Below are 24,065 nucleotides of genomic sequence, written 5' to 3'. Positions count from 1 at the left end.
CAGATCTGGCGTGACGACGCCTTAATATAGGGCGAAATGGCGGCGGCGGTGAGCGCTGAAGGCGCAGGGACGGCAGGCTGTCGGGGCAGAGCAGAAATAAAAACGGCCAGCCGAAGCTGACCGTCATTCGCGTGCGCGTCGATTAACGACGCACGGCGATGGCTTCGATTTCGATCTTCACGTCTTTCGGCAGACGCGCCACTTCAACGCAGGAACGGGCCGGGAACGGCGCGCTGTGCTCGGTGAAGAAGGCTTCGTACGCGGCGTTGACGGTGGCGAAGTCGTTCAGGTCTTTCACGAACACGGTGGTTTTCACGATGTCGGCAACGATCAGGCCGGCGGCTTCGACGATCGCCTTGACGTTTTCCAGCGACTGGCGCGCCTGAGCGGCCACGTCGTCGGCGACGGCGCCGGTTTTCGGATCGACCGGGATCTGGCCGGAAGTGATGATCATGCTGCCCAGATCAACGCCCTGCACGTAAGGACCAATGGCTGCCGGGGCGAGTTCAGTGCTGATGTTACGTGACATGTTTTCTCCTGATAAACGAGGATTGTTCTATCCAGAAATCCCATTATAGGGCGTCACCGGGAGAATAACAGCGCCATCTCCCGGCGCCCATACCGGGCTTAGTCGGCCTGCAGCACCACCTGGTGCTCGAACTCTTTTTCGCAGTAGCGGCACTTCAGGTGCACTTCGCCGCCGCGCGATTTGACGCTGAAGCTCGACGCCACCGGCTCGCTGCGGCTGATGCAGTTGCCATTCGGGCAGGTCAGCACGCCGTCGATGTGGTCCGGCAGGCTAAGGGTCAGTTTGCGCACCACTTCATAGTTGTCGATGCGGTTCACCGTGGCCTTCGGCGCGTACATCGCCAGCTGGTTGGCTTGCTGCTCGGTCAGGAAGGTGTTCTCGATCTTGATCAGATCCTTGCGGCCCAGCTCGTTGGAAGGCAGGTTCAGGCCGATGGTGATGCGCTGGTCGGTGGCGGTCAGCTTGAACAGCGTCAGCAGTTTGAAACCGATCTGCGCCGGAATGTGGTCGATCACCGTGCCGCATTTGATCGCTTCGACCTGCAGTTTGTTGTCGTGAGTCATGGCGGTTCCCCCTTAAAGAGCCAAATCTGCGTTGAGCACCAGCGCCAGCAACGCCTGGCGGGCGAAGATGCCGTTGCCCGCCTGCTGGAAGTAGTAAGCGTGCGGCGTTTTATCCACGTCGGTGGCGATCTCGTCGATGCGCGGCAGCGGGTGCAGCACCTTGAGGTTGGCGCGCGCGCCGGCCAGATCCGCGGCGCGCAGCACGAACTGCGCCTTCACGTTGGCGTACTCGGACGGATCGAGGCGCTCTTTCTGCACCCGGGTCATGTAGAGAATATCCAGCTCCGGCACCACTTCTTCAATGCTGCCGTGCAGGCTGTACTCGATGCCTTTCTCGTCCAGCATTTTCAGGATGTAGGCCGGCATCGCCAGCGCGTCCGGGGCGATGAAGTAGAAGCGGTTGCCTTCGAACTTGGCCAGCGCCTGGGTGAGCGAGTGCACGGTGCGGCCGTACTTCAGGTCGCCGACCATGGCGATGCTGAGGTTGCTCAGGCGGCCCTGGGTTTCCTGGATGGTGAACAGATCCAGCAGGGTTTGGGTCGGGTGCTGGTTGGCGCCGTCGCCGGCATTGAGCACCGGCACGTTGCCGGAGAACTCCGAGGCCATGCGCGCCGCGCCTTCCTGCGGGTGGCGCATCACGATGGCGTCCACGTAGGTGCTGATCACCGAGATGGTGTCGGCCAGGGTTTCGCCTTTCTTGCCGAGCGAGGTGTTGCTGCCGTCGGCGAAACCGACCACCGAGGCGCCGAGGCGGTGCATCGAGGTTTCGAACGACAGGCGGGTACGGGTCGAGGCTTCAAAGAAGCAGCTGGCGATCACCTTGTGTTTCAACAGTTCCGGCTGCGGGTTGGCTTTCAGACCGGCGGCGGTGCGCAGCACCAGCTCCAGGTCCTCGCGGCTGAGATCGTTAATAGAGATGATGTGTTTGTGATACAGCGGGTTGGCCATTTTTCACTCCTCCTCGACGCGTGCCCGTGGCGCGGGACTTTGGGATATTCTCAAGGCAAAAAAAAGCCCCTCAATGAGGGGCTTGAAACGATCGGTTTAGCAACAGGAGAAACAACGGCAGCTGGCCGCCGATAGGCAGTCGGTTTTGTCGATTGCGGCTAACAAAACAAACGTCGTTTTTCATGCTTTCTCCTGGCAAATTGTGGCGCATTATACTCGCGCTTTTCGCCACTGCAAGCGTTAAAACGCCGTTTTTTGCCGCCCCGCAATCGATTGGCCGGCGATGGCCGCCCGTCGGCTATTTGCTGACGCGATCGTAGTAGACCATGTCGGCGTTCAGCCCTTGTTGATAGCCTTTGACGTTGTCGCGCAGCACCACTTCGGTTTTGGCCTGATCGATAAACACGTACGGCGAACTGCGCTGCAGCTCCTGTTGCATGGCGGTGTACAGCGCGCGGCGCTTGGCCGGATCGGCTTCGGCCAGCGCCGCCAGCGTCTGCTGGTTCAACTGCGGGATCTGCCAGCCGTTCAGCCCGGCCACCGTGCTGCTCTTGCCGTCGTTGTAGGCGAAGGCGCTGGCGTTGGAGTGGGCGTCGAAGTAATCCGGGATCCACAGGCGGATCGCCGCCTGATGCTGCCTGGCGCGCACGCGGGAGTAAACCTGGCTGCCCGCGGCCGGCAGCAGCTCGACCTTCACGCCGGCGGCGGCGAAGCTGCCCTGCAGCGCCTGCGCGATGGTGATGAACGGCGGTTTGTTCTCTACGTCCAGCGTAAAGGCAGCGTGGGTGATGCCCGCTTTGGCCAGGATGGCTTTCGCCTTGGCCGGATCGTAGCTGAACGGGTTGGTCTCCAGCACGCCCGGCAGCCCGACCGGCAGGAAGCTCTGATGCACGAAATATTGGCCCTTCAGCAGATCCTTCGTGATGCCCTGATAATCCACCAGATAGCGCGCCGCCTCCCAGAAGGCCGGGTTGCTCAGCAGCGGATTGGCGCCGTTGCCGGTGTTGAATACCAGGTAGTTTTGCTCGGCGGACGGGATCTCCAGCACCTTGACGCCCGGCTGGTTCTTCAGCGTGTCGGTCTGGTCGGCGCCCAGTTCGCGGGCTATATCGGCGTCGCCCTGCTGGAGCAGCAGGCGGCGGGTGGCCGGATCCGGCACGTTTTTAATGATGATGTTTTTCAGCTGCGGCTTGTCGCCCGGCGTGGTGGGATTGGCGTCCAGCACGATCGCCTGATGCGGCTGATAGACGCGCATCTTGAACGGGCCGCTGCCGGCGGAGTGCATCTTCAGCCAGGCGTTGCCGAAGTCGCCGTCTTTGACGTTGGCCAGCGCCGCTTTGCTGTCGACGATCGAGGCGATCGGCGTCGAGAGGATATTCAGCGCCACCGCCGGGCTGACGTCCGCCGTCCAGCGCAGCTGCACGGTATGTTCGTCGATCTTCTTGAGCTGCGCGTCGATGTTGTCCGGCTGCCAACCGAGCACGTTGAGGATGAACGCCGGCGATTTGTTCATCTTGACCGCGCGGCTGTAGGAGAAGATCACGTCGTCGGCGGTCAGCGGGTTGCCGGAGGCGAACGCCGCCTGCGGCCGCAGTTTCACCGTCAGCGTTTTGGCCGCCGCATCGCTTTGCCAGCTTTCCGCCAGCACCGGCGCCACCTTGGCCGGATCGTCGCGATCCGCCTGCACCAATCGTTGATACAGGCTGGGCACCGTCTGGATGCTGGAGAGTTCGTTGGCTTCCGCCGGATCGAGGCTGACGATGTCATCCAGCGATTGCACCACCACCAGCGTATTCGGCGGCGTGGCGGCTAACGCGGCGGCGGGCAGGGCGGCGAGCAGGAACAGCGGCAAGAGTTTGGCTTTCATCGGTGTATATCCCCTGAAGGCGCCACAAGGTGGCGCTGAGAACGGTTTGTTATCGTTGGTTTTTACGGCGCGGGCGCCGTCGGCCTGTCACGGTAGAACCTTTACCGGTGGTGGGCAAAGGTCAATGCGCTATTTGATATTCCAGGAATATATTAGCCGCCCTGGCCGGGGGCGCCAGGGCGGTGGAGGTGGATTGTCAGAGGGTTTCGCTCAGCGTGGCGACCAGCACCGCCTTGATGGTATGCAGCCGATTTTCCGCCTGATCGAACACCACGCTGTGCGCCGACTCGAACACTTCGTCGGTCACTTCCATGCCGCCGTGCAGATCGTACTGTTGCGCCATCTGCTTGCCGAGCGTGGTTTGGTCGTCGTGGAACGCCGGCAGGCAGTGCAGGAACTTCACGTTTGGGTTGCCGGTCAGCTTCAGCATCGCCATGTTGACCTGATACGGCCGCAGCAGCGCAATACGCTCCTGCCAGGTCTCTTTCGGTTCGCCCATCGACACCCACACGTCGGTGTAGAGGAAGTCGGCGTCTTGCACCCCTTCGGCGATGTCTTCGGTCAGGGTGAGTTTCGCGCCGGTTTGTTGCGCCAGCGCCTGGCACTCGGCCACCAGCTCCGGCTGCGGCCAGCAGGCCTTCGGCGCCACCAGCCGCAGATCCATGCCCGCCAGCGCGGCGGCTTCCAGCAGCGTGTTGCCCATGTTGTTGCGCGCGTCGCCGACGTACGCCAGTTTCACCTCGCTCAGCGCCTTGCCCGGCAGGTGTTCCTGCACGGTGAGCAGATCCGCCAGCAATTGGGTGGGGTGGAACTCGTCGGTCAGGCCGTTCCACACCGGCACGCCGGCGTGCTGCGCCAGGGTTTCCACCAGCGCCTGGCCGTAACCGCGATACTGAATACCGTCGTACAGGCGGCCCAGCACCCGGGCGGTGTCTTTCATCGACTCTTTATGGCCGATCTGGCTGCCGCTCGGGCCGAGATAGGTCACCTGCGCGCCCTGATCGAATGCGGCAACTTCGAAAGAGCATCGCGTGCGGGTCGAGTCTTTTTCGAAGATGAGCGCAATGTTTTTGCCCTGCAGCCGGCGCTGTTCCCGCCCCTGCTTCTTGGCCTGTTTCAGATCGGCCGCCAGCTTCAGCAGCGCCTGCAGTTCGGCGGGGGTGAAATCCATTAACCTCAGAAAGTGACGTTGGTAGAACGCATTGCCGGTGCTCATAGTCCGATTCCCTGATTGCTCAATTGAATTAAAATTCACTTTATATGTATGAATATTCAATTTCAACCCCAGCGAGGAAATCTTTCACGTTTATCGTGGAAGCAATGTCGGCGGTGTGTGAAAATAGAAGGAATGAAGGCCATTTGACTTGAGGATATAGGCATGGCAAACCGCGAATTGCTGGAAGAACAACGTGAAGAGACCCGCCTGATCATCGAAGAGCTGCTGGAAGACGGCAGCGATCCGGACGCGCTCTACACCATCGAGCACCATCTGTCCGCCGAGAAATTTGAGGTTCTGGAGCAAGCAGCCGTTGAAGCCTTCAAGCTGGGCTACGAAGTGACCGACGCCGAAGAGCTGGAAGTGGAAGACGGTTCGCTGGTGATGTGCTGCGACGTGATCAGCGAAGTCGGCCTGAACGCCGAGCTGATCGACGCCCAGGTCGAGCAGCTGGTGGCGCTGGCGGAGCGCTGCGGCGTCAACTACGACGGCTGGGGCACCTACTTTGAAGATCCGAACGGTGAAGACGGTGAGGATGACGAAGACGGCGACTACATCGACGAAGACGACGACGGCAAACGCCACTGATTAACCCCGCTTATTCACATGGGCCGGTTCTCGCCGGCCCCTGATATCCCCGTCGTCTTTCAAGCTGCAGCGTTGTTGGCTGCACTCCCTCACCCCAGTCACTTACCTAAGTAAGCTCCTGGGGATGAGTGAGCTGGCCGCCTGGCTGCAACTTGAAATACATAGGGCAATGACGCCATGACATACCAATCTCTGCTAGCCCCGATTTTAAGCTTCCTGCACTGTGAAACTCCCGACGCCTGGATCGACGCCGCGCGCCGTCCGGAAAACCTGCAGCTGTTGCTGACCGACCACCTGGTGTGTGAGCTGAAAGCCGCGCAGACCGGCATGTGGCTGATCCGCCGCTACGTGGCGGACAAAGAGAGCGGCGACGCGCTGTTGGCGCTGCTGCGGCCCTACGAGGCGTTTCTGCACGAAGCGCAGGGCGCGCCCGACACGCTGTTCCGTCAGGGCCAGTTCACCCGCAAGATCCTGCCGAAAAACGGCTCGGCCTACGGCCAGGATCTGGCGGATCGCATGGTGCTGTTGATCAAGGAAGAGCTGCATCACTTCTCGCAGGTGCTGGAGATCATGCAGGCGCGCGGGATCCCGTATCGCAAGATCACCGCCAGCCGCTACGCCAAGGGCATGATCCGCGAGATCCGTACCCACGATCCGGCGACGTTGATCGACAAACTGATCTGCGGCGCCTACATCGAAGCGCGATCCTGCGAACGCTTCGCCAAACTGGCGCCGCACCTGGACGACGAGCTGAGCCGCTTTTATGTCTCGCTGCTGCGATCCGAAGCGCGTCACTATCAGGACTACCTGACATTGGCCGAGCAGATCGCCGGCGGCGACATCAGCGAACGGGTGGCGCATTTCGGCCGCCTCGAAGCTGAACTGATCCTGTCGCCGGACAGCGAGCTGCGCTTCCACAGCGGCGTGCCCGCCGCCGCCTGAGGTTGAGGCGCGCCCTTACTGCGGCGCGCCCAGCAACAGATCCACCGCCTTTTCCGCCAGCATGATGGTCGGCGCATTGGTGTTGCCGCTGGTGAGTTGCGGCATCACCGAGCAGTCGATCACCCGCAGCTGTTCAAAACCGTGCACCCGCAGCTGCGGATCGGTCACCGCGTCCTGCGGCGACGGCCCCATGCGGCAACTGCCCACCGGGTGATACACCGTCTTGCAGAAGTTGCGCACGAACTCTTCCAGCTGCGCCTCATCGCGCGTCCACTCCGGCTGCGGCATCAGCAGATCTTTGATCAGCGGCTTCAGCGCCGCGGTTTGCAGGAAGCCGAGGCCGAACTTTACCGCGCGCACGCTGCCGGCCAGATCGTCCGGGTGGCCGAGGTAGTTGGCGTGCAGCTTGACCGGATCGCGCGGGTTGCTGCTGCGCAGCAGCACTTCGCCGCGCGCCTTCGGCTGCAGGTAGCCGACCTTGAGCGTGAAACCGTGAATGTTGGGCAGTGGTTCGCCGGGCACGTCGTCCCAGCTGTCCAGCAGCGGCAGGAAGTGGATCTGCACGTCCGGCCGGCCGTCGCCCTGGCTGTCGGTGAAGGCGGCGCCTTCCAGCACGTTGGACGAGAGTACCCCGCTGCGAAACGCCAGCCACTGCGCGCCGTGGCTCAGCGCCTGCAGGCCGCGATCGGCGCCGAACAGGCTGATCGGCTCGCGGGTGCTGACGTTGATCGACATGTGCAGATGGTCGTGGAAGTTTTTGCCCACCGGCAGATCCGCCCGCACCTCGATGCCCAACTGCTGCAGGTGGTCGCGCGGGCCGATGCCGGACAGCATCAGCAGCTTCGGCGAACCGACCGCGCCGGCGCTGACGATCACCTCTTTGGTGGCGCGGGCGGTGACTTCCGCGCCGCCATTCTGGCTGTAGACCACGCCGGTGGCGACGTTGCCCTCGAAGGTCAGCCGGTGCGCCAGGGCGTTCAGTTTCACCACCAGCCGCCGTTCGTCGCGCACCGCCTTCAGGTAGGTGCGGGCGGTGCTGGCGCGCTCGCCGTTGTGGGTGGTGGTTTGGTAGAAACCGACGCCGTGCTGGCTGTCGCCGTTGAAGTCGTTGCGATAGGGCAGGTTCAGCTCCTGGCCGGCGCGGATAAACGCCATGCTGAGCGGGTGGCGGTAGCGATTCTCGCTGACCGGCAGCAGCCCGTCGGCGCCGTGGTAGTCGTCGGACAGGCTTTCATTGGCCTCGGCGCGTTTGAAGTAGGGCAACACCTCCCGGTAGCTCCAGCCGGTGCAGCCGTAGCGTTCGGCCCAGTCGTCGTAGTCCTGCGGCTGGCCGCGCAGGTAGATCATGCCGTTGACCGAACTGCTGCCGCCCAGCACCTTGCCCTGCGCGATCTGCATGCGGCGGTTATTGGCGTGCGGTTCCGGCTCCGTCTCATAAGGCCAGCTCTTTTTGGCGATGATCTTGGCCACCCCGGCCGGCATCTTGATGAACAGGTTATTGTCGTCGCCGCCGGCTTCCAGCAGCAGCACCCGCGCCTGGGTGCGGCGGATCAGCTGCGCCGCCAGCACGCAGCCGGCGGAACCGGCGCCGACGATGATGTAATCAAAGGTATTTTCCGACATGACAGCTCTCCGTGCGCGATTGGGATACTGGCAGAGTAACGCGGGGGAAAAGGCGGTCAATTTGCGATCGTTAATTTATTAACGAACTTCACATTAAATTTACATCGTGGTTTTTAACGTCAGTTTATCTGCTTGAAAAACGGCGTTATAGCGAGTTTTACTGATTGATTGCGATATTAATAAAAAGGCGCAGCAAGCTACGCCCTGATGGAGAGGCGGGGGCGATTACAGCGTTTTCAGCATGGTGACTTCACAATCGACGTGGCCGGTGGCGCCCATCGCATGGTCGATGTGTTCGAAGCCCAGATGTTCGTACAGCGCAACGGCCTGCGTCAGGCTGGCGGTGGTCTCGAGGTAACAACAGCGGAAGCCGTGCTGGCGGGCGAAATCCAGCGCCTGCAGCGCCAGGCGTTTCGCCAATCCCTTGCCGCGCAACACCGGCAGGAAATACATCTTCTGCAATTCGCAAATATCGTCTGCGCCGCCCTGCAGCGGCGCGATGCCGCCGCCGCCGGCGACCTGGCCGTCCACTTCGATCACCCAGTAAGCACTGCGCGGCAGGCTATAGAGCTGATACAGGGCATCCAGGTTGGGATCGGAGACGGTATAGCCTTTATCCGCCGTCAGGCCGTGCTCGGCGGAGACTTCGCGAATGACGTGAGCAATGGCGGCATTGTCTTCCGCCGTGATGGGGCGCACCAGCAGGCGCGCCGGGGTTGCTGTTGTCATGTTTACACTCGCCATTGAAAGAGACCACGTTCGTTTTTCATTTTTATCGCAGCGCGAAACGCGCCGGGGATTATTTCCCGGCGGCGTCCCTGCAGCAGTAATATCTTGTAATAACATCTAACCCGGCCCGGATGCAACGGCGATAAAAAAACAGCGGGGAAGACCCCGCTGTTTTCAGGCGTTGGCGTGAGCCGGTGGATTACAGCGCGGCGATGGTCGCCTGCTGTTCCTGCAGCTTCACTTTGCCTTCTTTGCAGGCCGCCAGACGATCGCGTTCTTTGGCGACCACTGCTTCCGGCGCGCGCGCCACGAAGCCTTCGTTCGCCAGCTTGCCTTCGATCGAAGCGATTTCCGCATCCAGCTTGCCCATCTCTTTGGCCAGACGCGCGATCTCGGCGTCCTTGTCGATGAAACCGGCCATCGGGATCAGCAGCTCGGCGCCGTCCACCAGCTTGGTGACGGAGACCGGGCCTTTCTCACCGGCCGGCAGCAGCGCGATGGATTCCAGACGCGCCAGACGGGCGATAAAGCTCTGGTTCTCCTGCACGCGGCGCTGGGCGTCGGCGCTGCAGTTGCGCAGCAGCACGTCGAGCGCTTTGCTTGGCGCGATGTTCATCTCGGCGCGGATGTTGCGCACGGCGATGATGGTTTGCTTGATCCACTCCAGATCGTTCAGCGCCTGCTCGTCTTCCAGCGCGGCGTCGTAGGCCGGGAACGGCTGCAGCATGATGGTATCTGCGGTCGTGCCGGTCAGCGGCTTCACGCGCTGCCAGATGGTTTCGGTGATGAACGGAATGATCGGGTGCGCCAGGCGCAGCAGCGCTTCCAGCACGGTGATCAGCGTGTGGCGGGTGCCGCGCTGTTCCGCTTCGCTGCCGTTGCTCACCACCGGCTTGGTCAGCTCCAGATACCAGTCGCAGAACTGGTTCCAGGTGAATTCGTACAGGATGTTGGCCGCCAGATCGAAGCGGTAGGTATCCAGCGCTTCGCGGTAGGCTTTCACCGTGCGGTTGAATTCGGCCAGGATCCAGCGATCCGCCAGCGACAGCACTTTCTCGCCGCCGTTGAAGCCGCAGTCGTGCGCTTCGGTGTTCATCAGCACGAAGCGGCTGGCGTTCCACAGCTTGTTACAGAAGTTGCGGTAGCCTTCCAGGCGCTTCATGTCCCAGTTGATGTCGCGGCCGGTCGAGGCCAGCGCCGCCAGGGTGAAGCGCAGGGCGTCGGTGCCGTGCGGCTCGATGCCGTTCGGGAACTGCTTCTCGGTGCGCTTGCGGATCTTCTCCGCCAGCTGCGGCTGCATCATGTTGCCGGTGCGTTTTTCCAGCAGATCTTCCAGCGAGATGCCGTCGACCATGTCCAGCGGATCGATCACGTTGCCTTTCGACTTGGACATCTTCTGGCCTTCGTCGTCGCGGATAAGACCGGTCATGTAGACGGTCTTGAACGGCACCTGCGGCTTGCCGTTTTCATCCTTGATGAAGTGCATGGTCAGCATGATCATGCGCGCGATCCAGAAGAAGATGATGTCGAAGCCGCTGACCATCACGCTGGTCGGGTGGAAGGTTTTCAGCGCGTCGGTCTGCTCCGGCCAGCCCAGGGTGGAGAAGGTCCACAGGCCGGACGAGAACCAGGTGTCCAGCACGTCTTCGTCCTGGGTCAGCACCACGTCGGCGCCCAGGTTGTTCTCGCTGCGCACTTCTTCTTCGCTGCGGCCCACGTAGACTTTGCCGTTCACGTCGTACCAGGCCGGGATGCGGTGGCCCCACCACAGCTGACGCGAGATGCACCAGTCCTGAATGTCGCGCATCCAGCTGAAGTACATGTTTTCGTACTGCTTCGGCACGAACTCGATTTGGCCCTGTTCGACCGCTTCCACCGCCACTTTGGCCAGCGGCGCGGTGCGCACGTACCATTGGTCGGTCAGCATCGGCTCGATCACCACGCCGCCGCGGTCACCGTAAGGCACCGTCAGATCGTGCGGTTTAATCTCGTCCAGCAGGCCCAGATTTTCGAAGGCGGCAACCACCGCTTTACGCGCCGCGAAGCGCTCCAGGCCGCGGAACTCGGCCGGGATCTCGTTGCAGTAGTCGGTGCAGACTTCGCCCAGGGTGTTGAACACTTCCGCTTCCTGGCGGATGTCGCCGTCGAAGGTCAGAATGTTGATCATCGGCAGGCCGTGGCGTTTGCCGACTTCGTAGTCGTTGAAATCGTGCGCCGGGGTGATCTTCACGCAGCCGGTGCCTTTTTCCATATCGGCGTGTTCGTCGCCGACGATGCGGATGCGGCGGCCGACCAGCGGCAGAATGATCTCTTTGCCGATCAGGTCTTTATAGCGCGGATCTTCCGGGTTGACCGCCACGCCTGTATCGCCCAGCACGGTTTCCGGACGGGTGGTGGCGACCACCAGGTAGTCTTTGCCCTCGGCGGTTTTCGCGCCGTCGGCCAGCGGGTAGCGCAGGTGCCACATGGAACCTTTGGATTCGCGGTTTTCCACTTCCAGATCGGAGATGGCGGTGCGCAGCTTCGGATCCCAGTTCACCAGGCGCTTGCCGCGGTAGATCAGATCTTCTTTGTGCAGACGGACAAACACTTCGCGCACCGCGTTCGACAGGCCTTCGTCCATGGTGAAGCGCTCGCGCTCCCAGTCCACGGAGTTGCCCAGACGGCGCATCTGGCGGGTGATGGTGCCGCCGGATTCCGCTTTCCACTGCCAGATCTTGTCGATGAACGCGTCACGGCCGTAGTCGTGGCGGGTTTTGCCTTCTTCTGCGGCGATCTTGCGCTCCACCACCATCTGGGTGGCGATGCCGGCGTGGTCGGTGCCCGCCTGCCACAGGGTGTTTTTACCCTGCATGCGCTGATAGCGAATCATGGTATCCATGATGGTCTGCTGGAACGCGTGGCCCATGTGCAGGCTGCCGGTGACGTTCGGCGGCGGGATCATGATGCAGAAGCTTTCCTGGCTGGTATCGCCGTTCGGCTTGAAGTAACCCTGATTCTCCCAGTGATCGTACAGCTTCTGTTCGATCTGTTTTGGGTCGTATGCGGTATCGAGCTGACTGTTTGTCTTTTCCATTCTTTATCGTATTCAGTGAGTTGGCGGCGTAGCCGTGGTCAAATGGAAGCCGACGCTGCGATAGGCCTTGTAACGGTCGCGCGCCAACTGTTTCAGAGTGTCTTCGTAAGGAACGAAGTCTACCACTTCATGGAAAGCGGTAGCAAAATCGGCAAACTGCGGCAGCAGAGCGATCAGCAGATCGCGCGGGGCGTTGCCGCGCTTGCCGGGCCAGCACAGTTCCACCGGCGCGCCGTAGTGCGGCCCTTCGCCGGCCAGGTTGTGCGGCACGAATTCATGCGGCTCGCGCTGCCACAGCGCTTCGTCCAGCCGCTGGGCCTGCTCCTGGCTCTCGCAGGCGATCAGCACCCGCTTGCCGGCGCGGAAGCCGTTGGCGGCAACGGCGCAGGCCACGGCCTCATGGGCGCTGAGCGCGCCTGACGGTTCCGCGTTGTCGAGCAAATAAAACGTCGCCTGTTTCATTAAGGATCCACCGCTGCCGATAAAAAAACAGGGCACAACATGTAGGTTGCGCCCTTTTTGGGAACGGAGCAGATAACTCTACCCCTTCGCTGCTGAGAGGATTATATACCCAATAGATTTCAAGTTGCAGCTAGGCGGCAAGTTCGTTCATCCCCAGGAGCTGACATCAAGTCAGTGACTGGGGTGAACGAATGCGGCCAACAACGCTGCGGCTTGAAAGATGAAGGGTATTTAATCGTCGCCGTTCAGGCCTGCACGGTTGAGCAAGAACTGCGACAGCAGCGCTACCGGGCGGCCGGTCGCGCCCTTGGCTTTACCGGAGCGCCAGGCGGTGCCGGCGATATCCAGGTGCGCCCAGGTGTACTTGCGGGTGAAGCGCGACAGGAAGCAGGCGGCGGTGATGGCGCCGCCTGGGCGGCCACCGATGTTCGCCATGTCGGCGAAGTTGGAGTCCAGCTGCTCGTAATACTCGTCGGCCATCGGCAGGCGCCAGGCGCGGTCGCCGGCCTGCTCGGAAGCGCCCAGCAGCTCGTGCGCCAGCGGGTTGTGGTTCGACATCAGGCCGGTGATGTGGTGGCCCAAAGCGATCACGCAGGCGCCGGTCAGGGTGGCGATGTCGATCACCAGCTCCGGCTCGAAGCGCTCGACGTAGGTCAGGGTATCGCACAGCACCAGGCGGCCTTCGGCGTCGGTGTTGAGCACCTCGACGGTCTGGCCGGACATGGTGGTCAGCACGTCGCCCGGACGGTACGCCCGGCCGCCCGGCATGTTTTCACAGCCGGCCAGCACGCCGATCACATTCAGCGGCAGGTTCAGCTCCGCCACCACGCGCATCACGCCGTACACGGTCGCCGCGCCGCACATGTCGTATTTCATCTCGTCCATGCCGTCGGCCGGTTTGATCGAGATGCCGCCGGAGTCGAAGGTCAGCCCTTTGCCTACCAGCACGATCGGCTTAGCGTCCGGATTTGGGTTGCCCTTATATTCCATCACCGACATCAATGATTCGTTCTGCGAACCGGCGCCGACCGCCAGATAGGCGTTCATGCCCAGCTCTTTCATCTGCTGTTCGCCGATGACGCGGGTGGTGATGTTGGTGCTGAAGGCGTCCGCCAGCTGACGAGCCTGCGAGGCCAGGTAGCCGGCGTTACAGATGTTCGGCGGCATGTTGCCGAGATCTTTGGCCGCCTTGATGCCGGAAGCCACCGCCAGACCGTGCTGAATCGCGCGCTCGCCGCTGGTGAGCTCACGGCGGGTCGGCACGTTGAACACCATTTTGCGCAGCGGACGACGCGGCTCCACCTTGTTGCTTTTCAGCTGATCGAAGGTGTAGAGCGTCTCTTTGGCGGTTTCCACCGCCTGACGCACTTTCCAGTAGGTGTTGCGGCCTTTCACGTGCAGCTCGGTCAGGAAGCAGACCGCTTCCATTGAGCCGGTGTCGTTGAGGGTATTGATGGTTTTCTGGATCACCTGCTTGTATTGGCGCTCATCGAGCTCGCGCTCTTTGCCGCAGCCGATCAGCAGGATGCGCTCGGAGAGAATGTTGGGCACATGGTGCAGTAGCAGCGTCTGCCCGACCTTGCCTTCCAGTTCGCCACGGCGCAGCAATGCGCTGATATAACCATCACTGATTTTGTCGAGTTGTTCTGCGATAGGGGACAGGCGGCGCGGTTCGAAAACGCCGACTACAATACAGGCACTGCGCTGTTTTTCCGGGCTACCGCTTTTTACACTGAACTCCATGCACTCTCCTGAATCTTAAAGACAAAGGCGGACGCTACGGCTAGAATAATCGACTCCGTAACGATCTCCCGCCATTTGAGTTAACGGATTATGTTAACCTGAACGGCGTAAATTGCTCTGTTTTGGCGACTATAAGCAAGTTCCTATAGGACACCCAAACGGCTTGATGTTGTAATACTATTTTAGCTGTGAAGGTTGCCATATGATGAGAATAAATGGCGGATTAGCGATGAAATTATCGATTTTCCTGCAAAAAGACAAGTTTTCACAGGCGTAATAAGCGTGATCATCATAAGATATCTGGTACGGGAAACGCTCAAGAGCCAAATCGCCATCCTGTTCATCCTGCTTCTGATCTTCTTTTGTCAGAACCTGGTCAGGGTGTTGGGCGACGCGGTGGACGGCAATATCCCGACAAACTTAGTACTCTCTCTGCTCGCTCTGGGCGTGCCGAAGATGGCGCAGCTCATCCTGCCTTTGAGCCTGTTTCTCGGCTTGCTGATGACGCTTGGGCGGTTGTATACCGAGAGCGAAATCACCGTCATGCACGCCTGCGGGCTGGGCAAACGCACCCTGATTATTGCCGCCATGATCCTGGCGCTGTTCACCTCTGCGGTCGCGGCGGTGAACGTGTTTTGGGCCGGTCCCTGGGCCTCACGCTATCAGGACGTGGTGGTGAACGAAGCCAAGGCCAACCCGAGCATCGCCGGGCTGGCGGAAGGGCAGTTCAAGCCCTCGCAAGACGGCAACGCGGTGCTGTTTATCGGCAACGTGAAGGGCAGCACCTTCAACGACGTGTTCCTGGCGCAGCTGCGGCCGAACGGCAACCAACGCCCGTCGGTGGTGGTGGCCGAGCACGGCAACATCGTGCAGCAGAAAGACGGCTCGCAGGTGGTGACGCTCGACAAGGGCACGCGTTTTGAAGGCACCGCGCTGCTGCGCGACTTCCGCATTACCGACTTCACCGACTACAAGGCGGTGATTGGCCACCGCACCGTGGCGGCGGACAACACCGAATCCGAACAGATGTCGATGCAGACGCTGTGGGAATCCGACGATCCGGACGCACGCGCCGAGTTCCACTGGCGCCTGACGCTGGTGGTCTCGGTGGCGCTGATGGCGCTGCTGGTGGTGCCGCTCAGCGTGGTGAACCCGCGCCAGGGCCGCGTGCTGAGCATGCTGCCGGCCATCCTGCTGTATCTGATCTTCTTCCTGCTGCAGACCTCGCTGCGCTCCAACGCCGGCAAGGGCAAGCTGGATCCGATGCTGTGGCTGTGGCTGGTTAACGGCGTTTACTTCGCGATCGCGCTGGCGCTGAACCTGTGGGATACCGTGCCGATGCGTAAGCTGCGCGCACGCCTGAGAGGAGCGGCCTGATGTTTGGCGTATTAGACCGGTATATCGGTAAAACGATTTTCAACACCATCATCATGACGCTGTTCATGCTGGTGTCGCTGTCCGGCATCATCAAGTTCGTCGATCAGCTGCGCAAGGTCGGCCAGGGCGAATACACCGCGCTGAGCGCCGGCATGTATACCCTGCTGAGCGTGCCGAAAGACATCGAGATCTTCTTCCCGATGGCGGCGCTGCTCGGCGCGCTGCTCGGCCTGGGCCAACTGGCGACGCGCAGCGAACTGGTGGTGATGCAGGCTTCCGGCTTCACCCGCCTGCAGATCGCCGGCTCGGTGATGAAAACCGCCATTCCGCTGGTGCTGCTGACCATGGCGATCGGCGAGTGGGTGGCGCCGCAGGGCGAGCAGATGGCGCGCAACTACCGCGCCCAGCAGATGTACGGCGGTTCGCTGCTCTCCACCAAGAGCGGGCTGTGGGCGAAGGACGGCAACGACTTCATCTACATCGAGCGCGTCTCCGGCGATAAAGAACTCTCCGGCGTGAACATCTACCACTTCAACGACCAGCGTCGCCTGGAGACGGTGCGCTATGCGGCTACCGCCAGCTTCGAGAACGGCCTGTGGCAGCTTTCACAGGTGGACACCTCGGATCTGACCAACCCGAAACAGGTGACCGGCACCCAGACGCTGACCGGCGAATGGAAAACCAACCTGACCCCGGACAAGCTGGGCGTGGTGGCGCTGGATCCGGATTCGCTCTCCATCAGCGGGCTGCACAACTACGTGAAGTACCTGAAGCAGAGCGGCCAGGAAGCCAGCCGTTACCAGCTCAACATGTGGAGCAAAATCTTCTCGCCGCTGTCGGTGGCGGTGATGATGCTGATGGCGCTGTCGTTCATCTTCGGCCCGCTGCGCAGCGTGCCGATGGGCATCCGCGTGGTGACCGGCATCAGCTTCGGCTTCCTGTTCTACGTGCTGGATCAGATTTTCGGCCCGCTGAGCCTGGTGTACAGCATGCCGCCGGTGCTGGGCGCGTTGTTGCCGAGCATGCTGTTCCTGCTGATCAGCGTGTATATGCTGCTCAAACGCAAGTAGCGGGGCGAGCGGTAGTGAAGAAAGGCGTGGCCGCGGGGCCGCGCCTTTTTTGTTGGGGTGGCATGCCCCCGCCTGCGGTTTTTGTCGTGCTATAGTCACTTCAGCAGCAATGCAGGAGAGGGAGCAGGCAGCCAATGGAAGACGAATATAATCTCAGCAACATTATCGGCAAGCGCCTGGAAGTGGCACTAGGGGAGTTGGGCAATCTCCTGTGGGCGTATGTGGTGTTATCCAAAAAAGACATTGCCTGCATCTTTGGCGTCACCAACTACCCGAGTGAATGGGTAAAAAAGTATCAAGAGCAGGGATTGCAGTACATTGATCCGGTGGTGCTTACCGCCCGTAACCGCCTGACCCCCTTCGCCTGGGACGAGCAAATCATGGCGGACGGAGGGCTGCATTTTCCCGAACTGTTCGAACAGGCCCGCGAGTTTGGCGTAACGCACGGCTATACTTTCGTGCTGCACGATTACAACGATAACCTCGTCACGCTTTCCTTTGCCTTCAACCTTGAGCAAAGAGCGGAAGCCATCCAGGCGCTCACCGAACGTAAAGGCGACATTTCGGTATTGCTGGCCTCAATCCATGAGTCCTATCTGGCGCTGTCACCACTGTCAGCAAAAAACGCCGCAGCCCTAGAGAGAAACGCCCGCTTTACCGACAGGGAAAACGAGATCCTCTATTGGGCCAGCGTGGGTAAAACCTACCAGGAAACGGCGATGATCCTGGGCATCAAGACCGGCACCATCAAGTTTCATATGTCCAACGTCGTCAAAAAGCTGGGGGTCACGAATGCCCGACATGCCGTGCGCCTGGGGATGGAGCTGCGGCTGATCAAACCGGTGGAGTGATGGGCTAGCTAGCCTGTGGAATACTGAGGCAACGACTGCGCAGAACTCATCAGCCGGGATACGTCTAAATGGAGAAAATATCGGCTGGCGAACAGCGTCTTTCGATTCGGGAAATACGGGTGTTAAATCGGTATTGAGTTGGCCGCGTGGCGATTAACGTGAAGGCTGCAATAGCGTATCGGCTCCGATCTCTGCGATGTGAAATAATAACCTGCATGAACTTATAAAGGTCTAGTAAGGGACTGTACTTTAGTCTAACTAGTTTCCCACCCCTTAAGGCGATACACTTTCCCGGTAATGTTTTGATAAAAAATACAAAAAAAAACCTGACCGCGTAGGGCCAGGTTGCCAATATTGGCCAACACCAGGGAAAATTTTCTTGCACCATCTTAAAGCTATTAACTCCGCAGAGGCAAGCGATCTCAGCTGGTTTTTAGGCATAAACTAGCCATTTTGTTATGTATGTACGCTATTTTCTGGTGATTTCAGATAAAGCCAATCCAACGTGAATAACCTCTGTCTTTTTATAGCCCCGTTTCGATTTTTTATTTCCTGCCTGATATTCAGTAATGAAAAAATATTGTTCCTGGAATGTTACGCAACCTCATTCTTTATTGGCTGACACATTGTTATGCAATTATTTGCAGCATTGTCATTGCCGCTGGGGATTATTTTATTTTTGATAGGGGCTGAGTGAGACAGTGGGGATGGGGAAGGCAGGTGCTACCTTCCGCGTGGCGGGTTCCTGAATGTATCCCGCTAACGCGGTGAGCGGTTCTGGCTCGTGGGAATGAATGACGTACGGCACAGGAGCCATCATTGCTCTGCGCAACGCCGCTGGAGCCTGGCATCGGACGGCATCGTGTGAGCGTGGTGTGCCTCACCCCCAGATGCTCGTTGCAACAGCCTGTGGATGTAGCATGCTCATCATCAACGTGGTTGGGAAGGGCGCGCAGCGGGAAGACGGGGCGGGCAAACGCGCGTGGCGGCGGTTTTTTCGACACTTAACTCATTGAACAACGGATAAGTGTTGCGTGCTGGTCGCGGGAAGGTATAATTCACCCGTTTTCCGCATACTACTTCAGTGCCGAAGTGGCGAAATCGGTAGACGCAGTTGATTCAAAATCAACCGTAGAGATACGTGCCGGTTCGAGTCCGGCCTTCGGCACCATTAGTATGTTCGAGAACGTCCGTAACAGTCCGTAAGTTACTAAAATTAAAGCCGAAAGGCTTTTTTTTTGGTCTGAATCCGTCCGAGCACATCCGTTGACATCCAGATCTTTTGGGGGTCACAATGGGGGTCAGCTCGGTTCGATAAAGGTTTGACCCCCAATTTATGGCAATAACAGACGTAGCAGCCCGCACAGCAAAGCCTCGCGACAAAGAATACAAAATCACTGACTCCCACGGTTTATATCTTTTAGTCAAACCAAACGGTTCAAAGCGCTGGTACCTCAAATTTCGATATGAAGGCAAAGAGAGCCGGATCGCTTTTGGCGCTTACCCGATTGTGACACTGGCGAAAGCACGTGAAAAACGTGACGAAGCAAGAGCACTACTTGCCGATGGGATTAACCCTAGCGCTCAGAGAGAACAAGGTAAGGTCGAGGCATTAGCTGAAACCTTGACCTTTGAAAAGGTTGCCCGTGACTGGCATGCGATGAATAAGCGTTGGTCTGAAGGCCACGCTTTGCGAGTGATGCGGGATTTAGAGAGGAATATTTTCCCGGTGATTGGAAAGCGTAATATTGCTGACCTTGAAACCAGAGACCTCTTAGTCCCTCTGAGAGAGGTTGAGTTAAGTGGTCGTTTGGATGTCGCCTCCCGGTTGCAGCAGCGAATTACCGGCATTATGCGTTTTGCGGTGCAAAGTGGGCTTATTCCTCGTAATCCTGCCCAAGATTTAGCAGGAGCGATTACAACCCGTAAGGCCATACATCGGCCAGCTTTACCGCTTGAGCGTCTCCCTGAATTCCTTCAGCGCCTTGATACTCACAAAGGCAGAATGCTGACCGGACTAGCGGTTAGGTTAACACTCAGTATTTTCATTCGTTCCAGTGAATTACGTTTTGCTCGTTGGGGAGAGATCGATTTTAAAAAGGCACTTTGGACAATTCCAGCTGAGCGTGAAGCTATCGAGGGGGTTAAGCATTCGCACCGAGGATCAAAGATGCGGACTATTCACCTCGTGCCACTATCCAAACAAGCGATCCAATTGCTTGAACAAATACACGAACTTTCAGCAGGCAATGATCTAGTTTTTCCCGGGGATCACCATCCACATAAACCAATGAGCGAGAATACGGTAAACAAGGCGCTACGCTCTATTGGTTATGATACTCAAACTGAAGTATGCGGCCATGGTTTTAGGGCTATGGCATGCAGCGCGCTGGTCGAATCAGGTCTATGGTCGAGGGATGCGGTTGAACGCCAGATGAGCCACCAAGAACGCAACGGCGTGAGGGCAGCATATATTCACAAAGCCGAGCATATGGAAGAACGCCGGTTGATGGTGCAATGGTGGGCTGATTATTTGGATATGAACAGTGAGCGTTACATCACACCGTATGAGTTTGCAAAAATGACAAAACAACCTCGGTAAGCTGAGACAGAAAAAAAAGATTTATAGAAAAACTGGTCACACTGTTCACTTTTGGTTTTAGTTGTTTAAAAACAACAAATTAACCTGTGATTAGTTGGTGATGAGTTTGCCCTGACTGGTCACTCACAGTGAACAGTCAGCCCTATAAATGCAAAATACCGGCCTGAGCCGGGGACTTATTGTACTGCGGGTGAGCAGAAGGGAGCGATTTCAGGCAACGAAAAGGCCTGCAATGCAGGCCTGAGTAGTCACCGCTACGGGGTTCCCCGGTGTTGGGTGTATGCGGTTTGTACCGCTCGACTATAAGCGCCCCCACACAACAGCGTCCAATGGGTTCGGCAGATCAATAAAAGCCTATTGATCGGCAGAAACGATCGTGATGCCATTCGCTCAGCGCATTTCACACTTAGGGAGCCAGTCGGCTTCACAGTCTTCATTCAATATCAGGTTGGTCTGCATCCCCTGATTGGTCTTGCGTTTTAACAGCGCTATTTCGTACTCACGCAGGGTTTGCGGCACCGCACGTCCAAACGCGGTCAGATTCAATGGGTACTTGTGTCCCCGGGCCTCCATGTAAGAGAGGTACGCGTGATACAGGTATTTACGCGGGTTCGCCGGGGTAATGTTGGCATTGCCGATATACAGACCGTCAGGCGCATTGACTGCCAGCAGGTAGCCGCAAAAATCGACCAGCGGATCGGCACTGCGTTTAATCTCCAGCGCTTCATCGGAGTTCTGTTGCGCTTCGAGCAATGTGCGGGCGTCATCGGGCACGGCAAAACGCTGCATCAGGTGGCGCACGATCACCGCCAGCTCGCCGGTGATTTTTGCCAGCAACTGCGGGTCACGCTCGCTGGCCGGTATCACCTCCGGGAACGGCAGGATCACCCGGCGACGAGACACACCGCCGCTGCGGTCACTGAACTGCATCGGGTTGTTATTCACCGCCAGAATCACCGCCGGAATGTGCGCCGCGTAAGGGGCACGGTGTTTCGGATCGATAGCCACCGCATCGCCACCGGTGATCGCCTTGATGCCTGCCCCGTCACCGCTCCACCTTTCTTGGTCAGGCAGAATAATCAACGAAAAGCCAACCACCAATGCACGCTCGCGTGCCGACTCGAGGTTATCGATGGTGGCTGATGTGGTGTTGTCTTTCCCCGCCAGCAGACTGGCTATCGCGGCCATCACGCTTTTGCCGCTGCCGCCGGGACCGGTGACCTCAAGGAACAGTTGCCAGTCATAGCGGTTCGCCAGCACCATAAATAGCGCGGCAAGAATACGCGCCTGCTTGTCGGGCTGCTGTCCGGCGGCGCGTGTCAGCCAGCGCCAGAAGTGAGGGGCGTGGTCTGCCAGATTTTCCCCGGCCTTGGGCAGCGTGTAGTCCACGCTGTTGACGGTGCGCAGCCAGTGCGTTTTCTGGTGTGCGCTGAATTGCCCGGTGGTGGTATCAAATACCCCGTTACGAAAGCCAATCAGGTGACGTGCCGGCGTGCCCATTTGCGGTACCATCAGCCTGAGTGTGTCCAGAATGCTGTTGATACCCGCCGCCGAGAACGGGGCGCGGATTTTCTGGAACAACGCGGCGATTTCGCGGCTGAGTACCCGGTATGGTAACACCTGCCACGCACCGTTTTCATAGCGGCACAGGTCTTCACCGACCGGTGGCACGGCCAGCAGGTGCTGATAGTGCTCCGCCAGCAATTCGGCCTTTTCACTGGCGCTCATGGCTTTCAGGTCGGCATCGCTAAGCGTATCAAACGGGCTGGGTTGCATAGGCTGGCTGAAGGCCGTCAACTGCGCAAGCGCGGCCAGCTTGCCTTGTTGCTGGTAAATATCGTTCCAGTCGCCGGTTTTTGACGGCAACGCCGGTTTACCGCCGCTCAGTTGCGCGGCCTCGGCGGCACGGGTCTGCCCGGTGCCGTTCTCGTCATTGTCGGCCGCCAGCAACAACAGCGCATCAGGATACTGAGTGCGCAACTGCTGCGCCATCGCGGGCAGGTTATTGGCGCTGAGCGCAACGCAGACGCTTTCCCCGGTCAGGTGGTGCACGGTCAGGCCGGTGGCGTAACCCTCGGTCAGCCAGATAACGGCATTATCCTGCCCCGGCAGGAAATGGCAGGTGTTTTTCACCTGTCCTCCGGCCAGCGTGCGCTTGTCGCCTGCGGCATTGATTAACTGGACGTTAACCACCTCCCCGGCGCTGTCAGTCAGGGGGAGCAGCAAGTCGCCGGGCTGATAAGTGATACCGCCCACGCGCAGCGACGGCTCCTGTAATGTCAGGGTGTCGCTATCCGGCCAGCCCTTGGCGGTCAGATAGCTATTCCCGGCCTGTTGCCGGGCGCTGGCAAGTAGCTGTCTGGCCTGCTGCGCCGCGTTATTTCGCGCCTGCGCTTTGTCCTGCTGTTCCTGCTGGGGATTGTATTCGGGCAAGGTGTTGCCTGATGGCTCACCCAATACCCCGGCCACCTTTACGGCGGCCTCTTTGGTGGTCACGGCCAGTGCTTTTTCGACCAAATTCAGGCCATCGCCACCGCCGCACTGGTTGCAAAACCATGTGCCGCGCCCCTGCAGGTTATCAAAGCGAAAGCGGTCTTTGCCGCCGCAGACCGGACAGGGCTGCGCCCGCCCCCCTGCCTGAATGTGAATGCCCAGCGCGGGGAGCAAGACCGGCCAGTGGCCGGTCGCTGCACGTGAGGTGTGAGAAACGCTTAATACGGTCATTGCTTTGCCCCCTCAGTGCACGGTGGTGTTACAGGTGACGGCCATCCGGCCACAGCACAGTTCATCCATCATCTTTTGGCCGAGTGTCGTCAGTCGCGGCGGCGCCACCAGAATATCCGGCTGCACCATGTCACTGAGCATGGTGCAGGCCATGTCCATGCCCACCTCTGCGCCATGCTGGCGGACAAAGTAGCCTTCAATGTCCATCGCAATCGCCATTTGCAGTTCATCCAGCGTGTAGCCGGGGTTCACCCGGTAAAACGCGCACGTCTCGAGATAGGCATGGGCCAATGCGCGGCGGTAAACGGCGGTACGGACTTCAACGGGTAAACAAGACTGTGGGGTGTTCATGCGGCGGAAGCCTCCATGCTGGCGATGATGTGGGAGTCACAGGTTTTGACGACCTGTCCAAGCTGGTCAGTGAGTACCGCTATGACAGACGCAAAGGCGGCTTTTTGAGCGGCGTCCGGGCGCTGACCGGTCGATTCAAGGGTATCCAGCATGTCGAGGAACAGCACGCCGGTAGAATGCGCGTGCTGAAGACGCAGGAAATCAGCATGCGGAATAGGATAGAAGGTTTCACTGTGGAAACGGGCGGCCAGCGTATTCATGCCACCCCCTGTACAGGCAGACGGCCCGCAAATGACAAAATGTAGTCGCGCGCCAGCAGGCGGCGGGCGCTGTGCTCGGAATCTGCCACGGTGCGCAGCATGCACGGGGTTGCCGTCAGGGCTGTACGGCGAATGGCCGCAAACAGAAAGCAGAATGTAGGGTGAGTCGGGGTGAGGGTCGTAGCCATGGTGGCAGCCTCCATTGAGTAATGGTTATTGCTACCACCGAAGTTTCCACGCTTATGGGTGGTAGCCCAGACGGGGGTGGAAATACCGGCCTCAATGGATACCGGCCTGACCGAAGTCAGCCCCGCCTGAGCCACCATTGTTTGACAGCCACAGTAGCATAAAAACCACTGTGCAAAAAATGAGCGCGCTAAGGCCGCGACATAAAAAAACACGCTAGGCGCGTGTGATGTCGCCATTGAGTTACACGGGTTTCCACGCCCGGCTGCCGATTGTGCGACAGCGGAGGAACTATAGCGTAGTGCCGGACGCGGGGGCAAGCCGTAAGACGCCCCCGGACGTTCAATCGATCGCATAG

The 24,065-nt window shown here is 59.3% G+C and carries 20 protein-coding genes and 1 tRNA gene; 7 read left to right on the top strand and 14 right to left on the bottom strand.

All coding sequences use genetic code 11. The features are described from left to right. Positions 1–142: 142 nt before the first annotated feature. The 5 genes from ridA to argF all read right to left on the bottom strand — a co-directional run bounded on the left by ridA (position 143) and on the right by argF (position 5,123). Positions 143–529, bottom strand: a complete 387-nt coding sequence (gene ridA, locus ACMGF7_RS05440) for a 2-iminobutanoate/2-iminopropanoate deaminase (RefSeq protein ID WP_004933379.1) — start codon at positions 527–529, stop codon at positions 143–145. Positions 530–627: 98 nt separating this feature from the next. Then, the gene (pyrI, locus tag ACMGF7_RS05435; protein ID WP_004933377.1) at positions 628–1,092 is read right to left on the bottom strand and encodes an aspartate carbamoyltransferase regulatory subunit; all 465 of its coding nucleotides are present in this window, start codon (positions 1,090–1,092) and stop codon (positions 628–630) included. A gap of 12 nt (positions 1,093–1,104) precedes the next feature. After that, a complete protein-coding gene (pyrB, locus tag ACMGF7_RS05430; RefSeq protein WP_019453297.1) occupies positions 1,105–2,040 on the bottom strand; it encodes an aspartate carbamoyltransferase in 936 nt (311 codons plus the stop codon). Between the two features lie 298 nt (positions 2,041–2,338). Next, a complete protein-coding gene (locus ACMGF7_RS05425) occupies positions 2,339–3,907 on the bottom strand; it encodes an ABC transporter substrate-binding protein (RefSeq protein ID WP_273874815.1) in 1,569 nt (522 codons plus the stop codon). A gap of 196 nt (positions 3,908–4,103) precedes the next feature. Continuing rightward, entirely contained in the window at positions 4,104–5,123 is a 1,020-nt protein-coding gene (gene argF, locus ACMGF7_RS05420; RefSeq protein WP_021504215.1) for an ornithine carbamoyltransferase, read from the bottom strand. 162 nt (positions 5,124–5,285) lie between these two features. Between argF and rraB the strand changes: the two genes are divergently transcribed. After that, the gene (rraB, locus tag ACMGF7_RS05415; protein WP_004933365.1) at positions 5,286–5,711 is read left to right on the top strand and encodes a ribonuclease E inhibitor RraB; all 426 of its coding nucleotides are present in this window, start codon (positions 5,286–5,288) and stop codon (positions 5,709–5,711) included. Positions 5,712–5,888: 177 nt separating this feature from the next. Then, positions 5,889–6,653: a tRNA isopentenyl-2-thiomethyl-A-37 hydroxylase MiaE gene (gene miaE / locus ACMGF7_RS05410; RefSeq protein ID WP_160125703.1), complete on the top strand. Its 765-nt coding sequence runs from the start codon at positions 5,889–5,891 to the stop codon at positions 6,651–6,653. A gap of 15 nt (positions 6,654–6,668) precedes the next feature. On the opposite strand, the gene ACMGF7_RS05405 is transcribed toward miaE, so the two are convergent. The 5 genes from ACMGF7_RS05405 to pepA form a co-directional block, all read right to left on the bottom strand. Beyond that, positions 6,669–8,276, bottom strand: a complete 1,608-nt coding sequence (locus ACMGF7_RS05405; RefSeq protein ID WP_193158604.1) for a GMC family oxidoreductase — start codon at positions 8,274–8,276, stop codon at positions 6,669–6,671. A gap of 225 nt (positions 8,277–8,501) precedes the next feature. After that, entirely contained in the window at positions 8,502–9,005 is a 504-nt protein-coding gene (locus tag ACMGF7_RS05400; RefSeq protein ID WP_016929277.1) for a GNAT family N-acetyltransferase, read from the bottom strand. A gap of 199 nt (positions 9,006–9,204) precedes the next feature. Beyond that, complete coding sequence (locus ACMGF7_RS05395; RefSeq protein ID WP_049243089.1) at positions 9,205–12,081, bottom strand: valine--tRNA ligase; 2,877 nt, start codon at positions 12,079–12,081, stop codon at positions 9,205–9,207. 12 nt (positions 12,082–12,093) lie between these two features. Beyond that, positions 12,094–12,543, bottom strand: a complete 450-nt coding sequence (locus ACMGF7_RS05390; RefSeq protein WP_004933353.1) for a DNA polymerase III subunit chi — start codon at positions 12,541–12,543, stop codon at positions 12,094–12,096. A 231-nt stretch (positions 12,544–12,774) separates the two neighbouring features. Beyond that, positions 12,775–14,286 carry a leucyl aminopeptidase gene (pepA, locus tag ACMGF7_RS05385; RefSeq protein ID WP_004933352.1) on the bottom strand — a complete coding sequence of 504 codons (1,512 nt, stop codon included), beginning with the start codon at positions 14,284–14,286 and terminating at the stop codon, positions 12,775–12,777. Between the two features lie 282 nt (positions 14,287–14,568). Here pepA and lptF point away from each other — a divergent pair, with 282 nt between their 5' ends. The 5 genes from lptF to ACMGF7_RS05360 all read left to right on the top strand — a co-directional run bounded on the left by lptF (position 14,569) and on the right by ACMGF7_RS05360 (position 20,186). Next, complete coding sequence (lptF, locus tag ACMGF7_RS05380) at positions 14,569–15,663, top strand: LPS export ABC transporter permease LptF (RefSeq protein WP_004933351.1); 1,095 nt, start codon at positions 14,569–14,571, stop codon at positions 15,661–15,663. Beyond that, entirely contained in the window at positions 15,663–16,733 is a 1,071-nt protein-coding gene (gene lptG / locus ACMGF7_RS05375; RefSeq protein WP_004933350.1) for an LPS export ABC transporter permease LptG, read from the top strand. The genes lptF and lptG overlap by 1 nt, the downstream gene beginning before the upstream one ends. A gap of 134 nt (positions 16,734–16,867) precedes the next feature. Further along, complete coding sequence (locus ACMGF7_RS05370) at positions 16,868–17,584, top strand: LuxR family transcriptional regulator (protein WP_273890343.1); 717 nt, start codon at positions 16,868–16,870, stop codon at positions 17,582–17,584. Between the two features lie 1,086 nt (positions 17,585–18,670). Then, positions 18,671–18,755, top strand: a tRNA-Leu gene (locus ACMGF7_RS05365). A gap of 165 nt (positions 18,756–18,920) precedes the next feature. Beyond that, positions 18,921–20,186 (top strand): tyrosine-type recombinase/integrase, encoded by a 1,266-nt coding sequence (locus tag ACMGF7_RS05360; RefSeq protein ID WP_241168118.1) that lies wholly within the window; start codon positions 18,921–18,923, stop codon positions 20,184–20,186. A gap of 390 nt (positions 20,187–20,576) precedes the next feature. Here the strand turns inward: ACMGF7_RS05360 and ACMGF7_RS05355 are convergent, their stop codons facing one another. The 4 genes from ACMGF7_RS05355 to ACMGF7_RS05340 are packed head-to-tail and all read right to left on the bottom strand — an operon-like array spanning position 20,577 to position 24,063. Next, positions 20,577–22,910, bottom strand: a complete 2,334-nt coding sequence (locus ACMGF7_RS05355; RefSeq protein WP_420286382.1) for a primase-helicase zinc-binding domain-containing protein — start codon at positions 22,908–22,910, stop codon at positions 20,577–20,579. Between the two features lie 12 nt (positions 22,911–22,922). Further along, positions 22,923–23,261 (bottom strand): DUF5375 family protein, encoded by a 339-nt coding sequence (locus ACMGF7_RS05350; RefSeq protein WP_207978036.1) that lies wholly within the window; start codon positions 23,259–23,261, stop codon positions 22,923–22,925. After that, a complete protein-coding gene (locus tag ACMGF7_RS05345) occupies positions 23,258–23,521 on the bottom strand; it encodes a hypothetical protein (protein ID WP_037432034.1) in 264 nt (87 codons plus the stop codon). The genes ACMGF7_RS05350 and ACMGF7_RS05345 overlap by 4 nt, the downstream gene beginning before the upstream one ends. Further along, the gene (locus ACMGF7_RS05340) at positions 23,518–24,063 is read right to left on the bottom strand and encodes a host cell division inhibitor Icd-like protein (protein WP_420286381.1); all 546 of its coding nucleotides are present in this window, start codon (positions 24,061–24,063) and stop codon (positions 23,518–23,520) included. The genes ACMGF7_RS05345 and ACMGF7_RS05340 overlap by 4 nt, the downstream gene beginning before the upstream one ends. Positions 24,064–24,065: the final 2 nt, after the last annotated feature.

This window comes from Serratia sp. BNK-17, assembly GCF_048684935.1.
Lineage (GTDB): Bacteria > Pseudomonadota > Gammaproteobacteria > Enterobacterales > Enterobacteriaceae > Serratia > Serratia nematodiphila.
This window is presented reverse-complemented; position numbering and strand designations above follow the sequence as displayed.